The 13,283-nt window shown below is 52.7% G+C and carries 9 protein-coding genes; all 9 read left to right on the forward strand.

Features of this window, described 5'->3' with window-relative positions; all coding sequences use genetic code 11:
- Positions 1–78 precede the first annotated feature (78 nt).
- The gene (gene nosP, locus JWZ98_RS07305) at positions 79–1,239 is read left to right on the forward strand and encodes a nitric oxide-sensing protein NosP (RefSeq protein ID WP_101051565.1); all 1,161 of its coding nucleotides are present in this window, start codon (positions 79–81) and stop codon (positions 1,237–1,239) included.
- A complete protein-coding gene (locus JWZ98_RS07310; protein ID WP_205453810.1) occupies positions 1,232–2,368 on the forward strand; it encodes a sensor domain-containing diguanylate cyclase in 1,137 nt (378 codons plus the stop codon). Before nosP ends, JWZ98_RS07310 begins: the two co-directional genes overlap by 8 nt.
- Before the next feature lie 436 nt (positions 2,369–2,804).
- Positions 2,805–3,359 carry a sigma-70 family RNA polymerase sigma factor gene (locus tag JWZ98_RS07315; RefSeq protein ID WP_205453811.1) on the forward strand — a complete coding sequence of 185 codons (555 nt, stop codon included), beginning with the start codon at positions 2,805–2,807 and terminating at the stop codon, positions 3,357–3,359.
- 85 nt (positions 3,360–3,444) lie between these two features.
- Complete coding sequence (locus JWZ98_RS07320) at positions 3,445–4,410, forward strand: FecR family protein (protein ID WP_240348252.1); 966 nt, start codon at positions 3,445–3,447, stop codon at positions 4,408–4,410.
- Positions 4,411–4,505: 95 nt separating this feature from the next.
- A complete protein-coding gene (locus JWZ98_RS07325) occupies positions 4,506–6,947 on the forward strand; it encodes a TonB-dependent receptor (protein WP_205453812.1) in 2,442 nt (813 codons plus the stop codon).
- A gap of 448 nt (positions 6,948–7,395) precedes the next feature.
- Positions 7,396–7,605, forward strand: coding sequence for a CopG family transcriptional regulator (locus JWZ98_RS07330; protein WP_205453813.1), 210 nt, complete (start codon positions 7,396–7,398; stop codon positions 7,603–7,605).
- A 447-nt stretch (positions 7,606–8,052) separates the two neighbouring features.
- Positions 8,053–10,446 carry a phosphoenolpyruvate synthase gene (gene ppsA / locus JWZ98_RS07335; RefSeq protein WP_205453814.1) on the forward strand — a complete coding sequence of 798 codons (2,394 nt, stop codon included), beginning with the start codon at positions 8,053–8,055 and terminating at the stop codon, positions 10,444–10,446.
- A 342-nt stretch (positions 10,447–10,788) separates the two neighbouring features.
- Positions 10,789–11,697, forward strand: a complete 909-nt coding sequence (locus JWZ98_RS07340) for a hypothetical protein (RefSeq protein ID WP_205453815.1) — start codon at positions 10,789–10,791, stop codon at positions 11,695–11,697.
- Positions 11,698–12,000: 303 nt separating this feature from the next.
- Complete coding sequence (gene waaA, locus JWZ98_RS07345; protein WP_101051571.1) at positions 12,001–13,260, forward strand: lipid IV(A) 3-deoxy-D-manno-octulosonic acid transferase; 1,260 nt, start codon at positions 12,001–12,003, stop codon at positions 13,258–13,260.
- Positions 13,261–13,283: the final 23 nt, after the last annotated feature.

Here is a 13,283-nt window from a genome sequence, read left to right on the forward strand (position 1 = left end):
GATTTTTCTACAGCATGGTCTGGAGCCCGGTTGTAGAATATTTCCCTAATTCGTCAACAGTAACTGCCGAGAACGTAGATGAGTCCCCGCACGGCAATTCGCATTGCCCATTCCTGTTTAGCTGACCCCCAGCGGGCGGTCGAAGAGCTTGCTTTAGGTTTGCAGCACACCGACACCACCTTGGTCCTTTTCTTTTGTTCGAATAGTTATGACCGAACTGTGCTGGCTTCCGAAATAAGACGTCGATTTCAAGGTATCCAAGTGCTTGGCTGTACGACTTCCGGCGAAATTGGCGGTGCAGGATTACGTCAACAAAGCCTGGTAGGTGTCGGCTTTTCCGCACCGGATTTTATGGCAACCAGTGGCCTAATCCCTAATTTGCAACAGTTTCGCATCGCCGAAGGGCACGCGCTTGCCAACGAGCTTTTGTATGGCTTGCAAGATAGAGTGACGCATCTTAACGCCGAAAATTGCTTCGGTTTTTTATTGATCGACGGCTTATCGGTGCGCGAAGAGCAGGTTACCCATGCGATACAAGACGCATTAGGCAATATTGCCATGATTGGCGGCTCGGCGGCCGACGACTTGCAGTTCCGTAAAACATACGTTTATTGCGAGGGCGACTTTCATACCGACAGTGCCGTGTTGTTGCTGGTGCATACCTCGTTACCGTTCAAAATATTCAAAGCCCAGCATTTTGAGCCGACCGCGGAAAGATTGGTGGTCACTCTCGCCGATGCCAGACGCCGCGTCGTATATGAAATCAACGGTCTACCAGCCGCGCCGGAATACGCCAGACTCATTGGGGTTTCGACAGACGCTTTAAGCCATGCGCACTTTGCCGCGGCGCCGGTCGTGGTATCTATCGACGGAAACTATTATGTGCGGGCGATTCGTAGCGCCAACCAAGATCAAAGCCTGACTTTTTACTGCGCGATTGAGGAAGGCTTGGTATTGAGAGTGGCGCTGGGCGTCGATCCTATCGAAAGTCTGCAACAGGTTTTTGCCGAAGTTCGGGCCGAGATAGGCCAACCTCAGGTCGTTGTCGCTTGCGATTGCATCCTTAGAAAGCTCGAGCTGGTGCAGCGCGGGTTGACGGCGCAGGCTGAACAAATCCTGAGTGATAATAAGGTGATAGGTTTCAATACTTATGGCGAACAGTTTCGCGGCGTGCATGTGAATCAGACCTTCGCCGCGGTTGCCATCGGGGCAGTAGATAGGTGTGACGAGTATGATTGATACAGATGCACTCGATATAGAGAGCGAATTAAGGGCGGAAATCGTTCGCCTGAATAAGGTGGTGGAAGCCTTAATGAATCGAGTAGAGCATAGTTCCACTCAACACTATTCGGATTTTGATCAGTTTCAAACCACCATCATGCTGGAGAATTTGGTGAGGGCGCGGACAAAGGAACTGGATGCGGCGTTGCGGGAAAACGAGAAAATCAATCGGGCCCTGCAGGAAGCCGAGGAGAAATTTCATCGGGTGCTGGATCAATCCTTGGTTGGTATCACCATGATTATCGATGACCGTTTCCATTATGTGAATCCCAAGTTCGCGGCAATCTTTGATTACCCGGTCGATGAACTCATGACGATGGACATCATGGAACTCGTCAGCGATGCCGATGAACCTACCGTGCGCGCAGCGATGCAGAAAGCGCTGAACCAAGAGCTTGCCAAAATTAATTTTGTCGCCAACGCCGTGCGTAGGAATGGCCAAATGATCACGGTGGAGGTATCGGTGAGTCCGGCCATAGATATTGGTGGCAAGCCTGCATTGATAGCGGTCTTGGCGGATATTAGCGAGCGATTGCGCTCCGAGCGGCAAGTCCAAGCGCTACACGAGCAACTCCAATATCAGGCGATTCATGATCCGTTGACCGGACTGTATAACCGCCTGTTCCTTAACGAGAATTTGGAACGTGAATTGCTGTTGGCAGAGCGACAAGGCTACGAGGTGAGCGTGGTGATGAGCGATCTGGATCATTTTAAAATGATCAATGATTGTTATGGACACCAGGCCGGTGATGCAGTTTTGAAAGCATTTGCCGACATCCTGAAGCGTCATGCCCGCGCCAGCGATTTGGATTGCCGTTATGGCGGCGAAGAGTTTTTTCTGGTGTTGCCGGATACTTCGCTGCAAACCGCTAATGAACGCGCCGAATCGATACGTTTGGCCCTGATTGCGCAGCCCATTGCCGTTGCCGACATCAGTATCCATGTCACCGCATCATTTGGTGTAGCCACCTACCCGGCAAACGGCCTATCCCCGGTGGCCTTGATCGGGGCGGCGGACAAAGCGCTCTATCTAGCCAAGGACGCTGGTCGCAATCAGGTCGTCGCAGCTGCCCAGCCATTGCAATAGGCGTTTTTAGTCCACTTTCCGGATAGCCCGATTCGGTTTGTTTCTGCTGCGAAGTGCTTGCCGATTGCTCGCCGCTGCTGAGGTTGACCGCTTCTAGCTGCAGCCTGGCCGCGCTTTACTCGATACGGTAGATGCCGATGTTCTGGCGGATTCGGCTCAACGCGCTCAGCATGCGTGCGTTTTGGTGCGCCCGGCACCATTGCCCGCTGATTTACAAAAACACATTCTCGATACTTTCGCACGGGGCGTAACCCAACCTAGAATGTCGCTGCCAATCAGGGATTCACCGCAAACCGCTGTGGCATATCACGTATTTTCTCCGTCTGTCATTCCGGTATGCGCCGGCAAAAAAGCTTAATAGCCTGATTTCTATTTGCTTGTACGATTGGGCGCGTATTGTGCTTGTAACATCCGGACAATAACGCAGCGATGGCACATGTCCGACCAACTATTTTCCGCAAAACCTTCCGACAGCGGCGAGCAAGCCGAACTCAGCGCCGAACAGTTTGCGGCATTCATCGATAAACATCGCGATGAACTCAGTCGTTTTATCGTGCGTAAACTGGGTTCGGAAGACCTGTCCGCAGACATACTGCAAGATGCTTATTTGCGGCTAAGCCGCCAGCAAACCCAGGACACTATCGAGAATCCGCGCGCATTCGTGTTTCGGGTTGTCGGTAATCTGGTGATCGACTATCAACGGCTTAGCGTCAATCGGCTCAAGCAGGATGTTGACGACGACACCTACAACGCCGTTCCCGAACAGTCGCCCGGCCCCGAGCAGCGTTATCAGCAGACCCAGCGCTTGCAAGCCATTCATCAGGCCTTGGCCGAATTACCCGAAGACTGCCGTCTGGCTTTTTACTGGAACCGGGTCGAAGGCCTTAGCCATACCGAAGTCGCGGCCCGCCTGCGCATTTCGGACAGCATGGTCGCCAAGCATCTGGCAAGAGCCATGCGGCATTGCCGGGACAGACTCAAGCAACATTGAGTCCCATGCCGACCGCCCGGAAAATATCAGCAAGAACCGCCTCGTCATCCGTCATAATAGTTTCAACCGTCACAACCTTATGCCGATGAGTAACGCACCCGTTTCCGAAATCACCACTTTGTCCGATCAGGCCATTGATTGGGTGATACGGCTGCGCGCCGGAAACGCCGGCGAGCAGGAGCGGCGTGCGGTCGCCGAATGGCAAAATCGCAGCCCCTCGCACCGTCGCGCCTTTGCCGAGGCCGAACAACTGTGGCTGGACATGGGCGAGGGCTGGTCGGTAACGGATCTGCCGATACCGGCGCAAGCCATGGGCCGCCGATTTAGCCGGCCCGTCTGGCGCGGTTTGGCAGCGGCCGCGGTTGCCTTGGCGTTGGTTTTGCCGTTTTCCGGCCTTGGCGACCGCTGGTTCAGTGACTATTACACCGCTGTCGGCGAACAAAAAACCGTGACGTTGGCCGACGGCAGCCAGGTGCTGTTGAATACCGATACCGCATTGACGGTTGCCTATTCGGATACCGGCCGCAAACTGACATTGAAACACGGCCAGGCCTTGTTCAAGGTCGCCGCCGACCGTAAACGGCCGTTTGAGGTAGCCACCGATACTGTAGTGGTCAAAGCCTTAGGCACGGTCTTTGAAGTGCTGCAGCAAGACCACGCCGCCCGCATCACTGTGCAGGAACACGCCGTGGGCGTCAAAGGTCTGCAGGCCCCGGATTACCCGCCCGACGCCCGCATTCAAGAAGGGCAACAAGCGGTTTACAGTGCCGCCAACGGCTTGCAAGCTGCAGTGTCGGCCGATCCGCAGCAAAGCGCCGCCTGGCAACGCGGTAAACTGGTCTTTAAAAATCAAGCCCTGGCCAATGTGGTTGCGGAATTGGACCGCTATTTCCCCGGAACGATCATCATCAGTGACGCCAAACTGGCGGCGCTAAGGGTCAGCGGCGTTTTTCCGCTGGCGGACCGCGCCGCCACGCTGGCGATGCTGCAACAAATCCTCTCGGTAAAAATCAGTCAAATCACGCCTTGGTTAACCATATTGCACGGCTAGCGCAAAAAAAATCCCGCCGCCATTACAAGATTTTTCCAGCCGTCCGTCTTAACCGGTACGCGGCAATGGTGCCGCCGCCACGTTAAGGATTACAGATGAAAAAATCACTCGATACCGGCAGCGTCCATCCCGGCCAGGCCCGTATGTTTAAACCCAAGCCTATAGCCGCATTATTACTGCTCGGCACTGTCAGCCTGGCCGCGATGGCCGGCGACGCTGCGCAAGCCTTCAACATCCCGGCGCAAGCCCTGGACAGCGCCCTGACCGAACTTGCCTACCAGACCAACCTGCGCCTGCTCTATCCGGCGGACCTGGTCGGCAAACTTCGCTCCAGCCCGGTGTCCGGCCAATACACCCCGGAGCAAGCCATGCAGCGGATGTTGCAGGATTCGGGGTTGACGGTGCGGAAAACGGCGGATGACACGTTTACGGTGGAACCAGCCGCGAATGCCGAGCCGCGCACGGCGGCGACGATGCCGGCTGTGACGGTGATGGGGAAGGCGGTTTATGATTCGACTGATCCTTATAACCCCGACTATAACCTGCCTAATGCTTCCACTGCAGCCAAGACCGACACGCCAATCATGGAAACGCCGTTCTCGGTGCAGGTCGTGCCAAAACAGGTTTTGGAAGACACGCAAGCTGTCCGTCCGGGCGACGCGCTGAATTATGTCAGCGGTATCTATCAAGGTACTGCAAATTCGGGTGATTGGCTGGACTGGTCAAGACGACGAGGTTTTGATAATTATCCCGCAGGCGATTATCGCAATGGTGCGCCATTCCCGTTGGGAGGGGCTTGGGGCGGCCGGGATTTGGCGAATGTTGAACGTGTAGAAGCTTTGAAAGGCCCAGCTTCTCTACTCTATGGACTGACTGCGCCCGGCGGTGTGGTCAATTACGTCACCAAACAACCGTTGGCAACGCCGTATTATTCCTTACAACAACAATTCGGTTCTTACGACTTCTATCGCACCACTGTGGACGCCACCGGGCCGATTACCGACGACAAATCGTTACTGTACCGTATTAATCTGGCTTATAAGGATGCCAACTCGTTTCGTGGCATGGTAAGCAGCGACCGTATTTTTATCGCACCGACGGTTACTTGGAACATTAGCCCTAAAACCCAGGTGAATTTTGAATTGGAATACGATTACGGTCATGTGGTATTTGACCGAGGCATACCTGCAATTGGCAATCGACCAGCCGATGTACCACGCAGTCGATTTTTAGGTGAAGCAGACCCGCAAAGTACTTTCGAACGGGTTCTGGTTGGCATGAATTGGTCTCATGCCTTTAATGACAATTGGACGCTCAGCCATCGTTTCACCGCGGTCTACAATGGTATAGAGACTTACGCAGCTAATCCGACAGGGTTAAATACTGACAACAGAATGTTAAATATATTTGGCGTGGTCGGACATCGCCCGCCGGAAGATGATGCCAGCTATTTTAATGCGATCAATTTGACGGGGCATTTCGATACATGGGGATTACAGCATACGTTACTATTAGGGGGGGACTATTTTCGTACCTTTAGGCAAGGTACTGAGCAATATTATTTCAATGCCGTCGATATTTATAATCCTACTTATCTCGGAGCTAATGCCATCCAAAATCAAATAGCTAATGCACCCGTTGTTAATAGCTCAGCATTGGAGCAATGGTTCGGGCTTTATCTACAAGATCAAATCAAATTGCCATTTAACTTTTCTATGCTGGCGGGTTTTCGTTATGACGGTGCGGAAAATGAATATGTCGATCTTGTCAGTGGGACGGTTACTGAAAATCCCATGCAGGATAGCTTGACACCTCGCGGCGGTTTGATCTGGCAACCTATTCCGGAATTTAGTGTGTACGGCAGTTACACTGAAAACTTTGTTGGTGTCCAATCTGGTAGATCAATTGGTGGTTCGTTATTAAGTCCTGAAACTGCACAGCAGTGGGAGTTTGGAGCCAAGACAGAACTCTTCGACAAAAAATTGATGGCTACGTTGGCTTGGTTCGATCTGACCAAGCAAAATATGGCAATTTATCAGCCACCGACTTTTATCGACGCAAGAGCGATAGGAGAGGCTAAAACAGCTGGCCTGGAATTCGATGTAAAAGGAGAAATCCTACCCGGATGGAACATAATCGGTGCTTATGCTTATACACCCGATGCGAAAGTTATTAAAGGTTATCCGGGTGAAAATGGTCAACGCTTGCCAGGAGTTCCCAAACATGGTGGCAGTTTGTTTACCACTTACGAGCTACAAGCTGGTACGTTGCGAGGCTTGAAGTTCGGTGGTGGGGTACTGGTTCGCGGCTCGCAAACTACCGAAACAAGTAACACTGACGTCGTACTGCCCGGCTATGCGACGGTAAATCTATTGACCAGTTATTCTTGGAAAGTTGGCGGCAGCAAATTGACTACTCAGTTGAATGTCAACAACCTGCTCGACAAAGAGTATTTTCCCAGCGCGGCTTTCAGCCGTAATGCTATCGAAGTCGGCACTCCGAGGACATTTATGGGATCAGTAAGAGTGGAGTATTAGTCTTTCTGGTTCCCAACCTCTAGGTTGGGAACCTCGGCCTTGGAAGCTCCAGCTTTCTAACTCTACAGGAAGCAAGAGCTCCCAAGTGTTTGGTTCCCAAGCGGGAGCTTGGGAACCAGGGGGCTGTTCTCGTTCCCACGCGCTGCGGCACGAAATTACCGTACCCGCACGATTGAGTTTTAATCCCTAAACGCAAGGGATCGGCTTCCGGCCCGATGGTTTAAAACCCGTTCCAAACCCCGTCCGAAACCTTATGGGCGGGGTTTAGGTCAGTGAGATTGACGCTTGGCTCATACTGCCCGGAACCGGCTCGGCGTGGCTAAATGTGCGACAGCCAAGCAGGTTTCGAATTGATTAAACTCGACAGGCTGGAGCCCAAGCATTCTGCTTGCCTGATGTGTAAAATATCTGTACAAAAAACACATCATTTAACCAAGAGGAACTGCCCATGTCTGTACGTTTCAATGTTGTGTTGTCCGATGATCTGAATCGCGAACTGGACAAGGCCGCTGAGGAAGGCGATACCAATAAAAGCGAAATTTTGCGCAAAGCGATTACCCTGTATCTGGCGGCCAGGGACGGACGTCGGCGCGGGCTGAAAATCGGTTTGGTCGAATCTGAAACTCAAAAGCTGGAAACCGAAATTATCGGCTTATGAGCCTATCGATCTCAATAATCCGCTGCTCAATCATACGTTCAGCGTTTCGGTTGACCGGTAGGAAACCGGCGCCGAACGGCATGTCCGCTTATTCAAGGATTTAGCGCTATTCATTGTTGCGCTCGGTTTTGTGGTTTTAATCGTCTGGTTGTGCTACGCCACCTTGGTGGCAATTACCACCAGCGCGGAAGAGAAAAAGTGGGCGATGTCGGTCTTATCCGCGGCGACAGGCGGGATAATCGCTTATCTGTTGCGTAAATAATTCACCGTTTCTTGGCGGGTCGGGGAGCTAACCCCGACCTTAACAATTAACCCGCTTTAAAATTCCGCTAAAACCTTGCGTGCCGTGATTACAACCGCCCCAGGCGACAGCTCCAGCCCCTTGCCGATTGCTCCCAACGGCGTATGCTTATCAGGACAAGCATAACAACAGCCAAGGAGCGCAACATGTCCACGCACAATCAATACATCCGCTGGTTTGCAGAACTTACCATTAACGATATTCCGCTGGTCGGCGGTAAAAATGCCTCGCTCGGCGAGATGTATCGCGAATTGGCCACCGAGGGCGTGATGGTCCCCAATGGCTTTGCGATTACCGCCGAAGCTTACCGTTATATGCTGGATCAGGCCGATGCTTGGCCGCATTTGCACGCCTTACTCGACGACGTCGATGCCGACGATGTTGCAGACTTGGCGCACCGTGCGCAACAGGCGCGCGATTTGGTGTATGCGGCTCCGTTGCCGGCCGATTTGCAGCAGCAAATTCTGGATGCTTTCGGGCAATTACAACAACAATATCAAGACGATTTAACCGTCGCGGTGCGCAGTTCCGCGACCGCGGAGGATTTGCCGACCGCCAGCTTTGCCGGCCAGCAAGATACCTATCTGAATATTCGCGGCGGCCAAGCTTTACTGGATGCCTGCAAGCGTTGTTTTGCCAGTCTGTTTACCGACCGGGCGATTCATTATCGGCTGGATCAAGGTTTCGACCATTTCAAAATCGGTTTGTCGATAGGCGTGATGAAAATGGTGCGCTCCGACTTGGCGGCCAGCGGTGTGATGTTTTCGCTGGATACCGAATCCGGATTCAATGACGCAGTTTTCATCACGGGTGCCTACGGTCTGGGTGAAAACGTGGTGCAGGGCGCTGTCGATCCGGACGAGTTTTACGTGCATAAACCCACGTTCGGGCAAGGCTATCGGGCGGTATTGCGGCGCACGCTGGGTGCGAAAAAAATCAAAATGATCTATAGCGACGGCCGCACTCGCGAACCGATTCGCAACGTCGCCACCTCAAATCAGGAGCGCCGGCAATTTTGTATCGACGATGCGGAAGTGCTGCAATTGGCCGATTACGCGCTGAAAATTGAACGGCATTACGGCCGGCCTATGGATATGGAATGGGCCAAGGATGGGTTGGACGGCAAGCTGTATATCGTGCAGGCCCGCCCGGAAACCGTGGCCTCCCAAAAGTTGGGTAACGTGTTGGAACAATACCAGCTCAAACAAGCAGGCGAAGCCATCGTCAAAGGCCATGCCGTGGGCAGTAAGATCGCGGTGGGTCAGGCGCGGGTGATAGACAACGTCGCCAAACTCGGCAGTTTCAAACCAGGCGAAGTGTTGGTGGCCGATATGACGACGCCGGATTGGGAGCCGGTGATGAAAACCGCTGCGGCCATCGTGACCAATCGTGGCGGGCGCACTTGCCACGCCGCTATCATTGCTCGCGAGCTGGGTGTGCCGGCGGTGATCGGTTGTGAGAACGCGACGGCCGCGATAGCGAGCGGCAGCGTGGTGACGGTGTCGTGCGCGGAAGGCGATGTCGGCAAAGTCTATGCCGGCCGGCTGGATTTTGACGTGACGCAGACGGACTTGTCGCAACTCCAGCGGCCAAAAACCAAGATCATGCTCAATCTGGGAAATCCTGAATTGGCGTTTAAACTCAGTTTTCTGCCCAACGACGGCGTCGGTCTGGCGCGGATGGAATTCATCATCACCGAATATATCAAGGCCCATCCGATGGCTTTGATTCATCCCGAAAAAGTCGCGGATGCCGGTGAACTGGAACAACTGCAGCAGTTGACCGAAGGCTATGCCCGACCGGAAGAGTTCTTTATTCAACGTCTGGCGGAAGGTGTCGGTACGATCGGCGCGGCGTTTTATCCCAAACCGGTCGTCGTGCGGATGTCGGACTTTAAAACCAACGAATACGCCACCTTGTTGGGCGGGCGTTGGTTCGAGCGCGACGAGGCCAATCCGATGATCGGTTTTCGCGGCGCCTCGCGCTATGTGCACCCGGCTTATGCCGAGGGGTTTGCGCTGGAATGCGCGGCCATGAAGCGGGTGCGCGAGCAAATGGGCCTGAAAAATGTGGTGTTGATGATCCCATTCTGTCGGCGCATAGACGAGGCCGAGAGAGTATTGGCTTACATGGCAGAGCTGGGTTTAAAGCGCGGGGATGACGGCCTGGAAATTTACGTGATGTGCGAGATACCGAATAACGTCATCTTGATCGATGAATTCGCCAAATTATTCGATGGCTTTTCGATCGGCTCCAACGACTTAACCCAATTGACTTTGGGTGTGGATCGGGATTCGGAAATCGTCGCGAATGACTTCGACGAGAGGGATGCCGGTGTCAAGACCATGATTCGGCTGGCGGTGGAAGGTGCGCGCCGCAACGGCCGCCATTCCGGTCTTTGTGGTCAAGCGCCGTCGGATTACCCGGAAATGGCCGAATATTTGGTCGAAATCGGCATTGATTCGATGAGTTTGAATCCGGATACGGTGTTGCAGACTACCCAGCGTCTGCTGGATTTGGAACGTAGGTTGAGACGATAGCTACTCTGCGCGTTTGATGGCTCTATGACTTGCCGCTGATGTTTTCAATATAGTGTTACACCTAAATTTGTGTTGCTCTCGAACTTTGGTCGGAAACGGTTGCTCGAGTAAGGGGAAAATCTAAATTATGTTATTTCACCTGTTTTTTGTGAGCTAAATCACGGAATTTGATTAGGGGTTGAGAATAAGTAAATTCTAATTGTTTGTAATTAATACGTTTTATAGGTGGCATAAGGATTGCGTTAGGGAGACAGGCGCCTGTCAGTGATGGCTTACAAGATTGTTAAGTCCTGGGCTCAAGGTGCTTTCTCCCCAAAACTTAAGATTTAAGGTAAAAAACGTATGATCAAAACAAAATTGGCTAAAGCTGTTTCGATGGCGGTCGCGGGTGTTGCGCTTTCAGCGGGTGCATCTACCGCATCGGCGCACGTCATGTACAACACCTTCACGACAACGGCGGCCAGTGCAACCGATGGTTGGAATTACACTTATGACGGTCCTGATGTCGATACCATTGCTACCGGCCCTGAAAGCGGCGGCTATCAAGGTACCCAAGTGCCTTGGCTTGGTACAGCAGGCGGTGCATTGCCGTTTGGATATACCGGTCGCGCGCATTTGAACTGGGCTGCGGCGATTCACGGACCAGGAACCTTGGAGGTGTCTGCCGCCGACGCACTGGCTGATTATGGCGTGGCAGCGGAAATTGATACCGGCGCCGGTGCTTGGAAAGATAATGGCCTGGGTAACGACGGTTTACCCACTGCAACAGGTCCAACCGGTTGGAAACACCAAATTGACATGGGTTTGATTAAATCCGACATCTCTACTGTACTGAGGCTGAACCTGACCTCGCTGGGCACCATTAACGGTAATTTTGGCGTTACCGTATTTAAAGGTATGGATACTACCAACTCGGTAGCTTATAGCCACCACGGTAGTTGGAATAACACCGGCAAGCCGGAAAATACCAGCAACCCTTTCTACAATGTGGGCGTTGGTTCCGGTATGGAGTACCTGACTCATGACGCTACCGTCGATGCCGTGAATTATCTTGAGTTTTTCGCAGAGGCAGGCCAAGTTTATACGATTGCGCTGGGTGGTAACGGCGTCGGCAGATGGAATGCAAACGTCTCCGGCTATGAATTGTCCATCGCCGCAGTACCGGTCCCTGGCGCCGTTTGGTTATTCGGCAGCGCGATGGCCGGTATGATCGGTTTTGGCGGTCGCCGTAAAGCTGCCGTTGCGGCGTAAGGATGAAAGCATGCTGCAAGTCTGACGGTTTGTAGCGCAAGGAAATGTGGTTTTAGGAATAATCAGGAAGATTCGCCAGGGATGGCGTCTTTGTTACGGGGCTGCTAAGGATGTGGTCGACCGTTCCTCCCAATAGATTCGTCGCTACCTTGTACCGAGTTCTAATCATAAGTTAGCAGTTAAATTTTAGATTTACCCTTTGATATACTCCCTGGTATTTTTGAGGGTGTGCTAATGTCCAATGACGCAACGCTAGCTTTAAAACGCTTTGTTTCGCAGCTGGCTTACAGGTTTTAAAAGCCGATGCGTCGTCTCTATACATTGGTTTTCGGTTTAATTTTACCCGCCGTTTTGTTTAGGCTTTACTGGCGCGGCATCAAAGCGCCGGCCTACCGGCAGCGTTGGCGCGAACGCTTAGGCATCTATTCCACCCCATCAAAGCGCGATGTCATTTGGTTGCACGCGGTTTCGGTGGGCGAAGCGGAAGCGGCTTTTCCATTGCTTAAGCTATTGCAGGCTGAATATCCGGAAATACCGGTGTTGGTCACCACCACCACGCCGACAGGGTCGGCGCGTGTTCAAGCTGTACTGGCTGACCAAGTCGAACACGTCTATCTGCCTTACGATTTACCTTTTATAGTCGCGCGCTTTCTTAAGCATTTTCGGCCAAGGCTGGCGGTGATCATGGAAAAGGAGATCTGGCCGAATTTGTTTGCCGCCTGTGCGATGCAGGCGATTCCACTATTTGTGATTAACGCGCGATTGTCCGAGCGATCTGCGCGTTCTTATCAAAAAATCCCGCGGTTGGTTAAACCGGCTTTAGCTTGCGTGCACACGATTGCAGCGCAAACCGAGGAAGATCGCTCGCGGTTTATCGAGATTGGCGCCGAATCGACGCAAGTACAGGTGCTGGGGAATATCAAGTTTGATGTAACGATAGATGCGGCTACGGTCGCGGCTGGGCAGTTGTTGAAACAACAATTGTTTGCCCGGCGCTGGGTCTGGATCATAGCCAGCACTCATCAGGGCGAAGAAGAGATATTTCTGGCGCTTTACCCGCTCCTTAAAGCATCGATACCCGAATTACTGTTGTTGATAGTGCCGCGCCATCCTGAGCGCTTTCAAACGGTTAAGAAGCTTTGCGAACAGCAGGGTTTGGCGGTGGCGATGCGTAGCGAGCAAAAGCAGCATCATGAGCAGACCGATGTTTATATCGCTGACAGTATGGGCGAATTAAAAATGTTGTACGCCGCTGCCGATCTGGCTTTTGTCGGCGGTAGTCTGGTGCCGGTCGGTGGTCACAACGTATTGGAACCGGCTGCCATTGGCGTACCCGTGTTATTTGGCCCGGAAATGTTTAATTTTCAGGAAATTGCCGAGCGGATTTTAGCCTTGGAAGGGGCAATACAGTGTCGTGATCGCCAAGGCCTAACTGATGCCGTGTTACGCCTCTATCGAGATATAGCGTTTAGAAACAGATTGATCGATAACGGCAGGTTATTTGTAGAAAATAACCAGGGCGCTACAAAACGGGTGGCGGGATTGTTGGCGGAGTACCTGTAAGTTTTACGCTCGGGCTAGGGTGG

It is taken from the genome of Methylomonas sp. EFPC1 (assembly GCF_016925515.1).
In the GTDB taxonomy this organism is placed as follows: domain Bacteria; phylum Pseudomonadota; class Gammaproteobacteria; order Methylococcales; family Methylomonadaceae; genus Methylomonas; species Methylomonas defluvii.

Bases quoted from the DNA above. Each gene is read 5' to 3' on its own strand.
- nosP (WP_101051565.1), top strand. From the start codon at position 79: ATGAGTCCCCGCACGGCAATTCGCATTGCCCATTCCTGTTTAGCTGAC.
- JWZ98_RS07310 (WP_205453810.1), top strand. From the start codon at position 1,232: ATGATTGATACAGATGCACTCGATATAGAGAGCGAATTAAGGGCGGAA.
- JWZ98_RS07315 (WP_205453811.1), top strand. From the start codon at position 2,805: ATGTCCGACCAACTATTTTCCGCAAAACCTTCCGACAGCGGCGAGCAA.
- JWZ98_RS07320 (WP_240348252.1), top strand. From the start codon at position 3,445: ATGAGTAACGCACCCGTTTCCGAAATCACCACTTTGTCCGATCAGGCC.
- JWZ98_RS07325 (WP_205453812.1), top strand. From the start codon at position 4,506: ATGAAAAAATCACTCGATACCGGCAGCGTCCATCCCGGCCAGGCCCGT.
- JWZ98_RS07330 (WP_205453813.1), top strand. From the start codon at position 7,396: ATGTCTGTACGTTTCAATGTTGTGTTGTCCGATGATCTGAATCGCGAA.
- ppsA (WP_205453814.1), top strand. From the start codon at position 8,053: ATGTCCACGCACAATCAATACATCCGCTGGTTTGCAGAACTTACCATT.
- JWZ98_RS07340 (WP_205453815.1), top strand. From the start codon at position 10,789: ATGATCAAAACAAAATTGGCTAAAGCTGTTTCGATGGCGGTCGCGGGT.
- waaA (WP_101051571.1), top strand. From the start codon at position 12,001: ATGCGTCGTCTCTATACATTGGTTTTCGGTTTAATTTTACCCGCCGTT.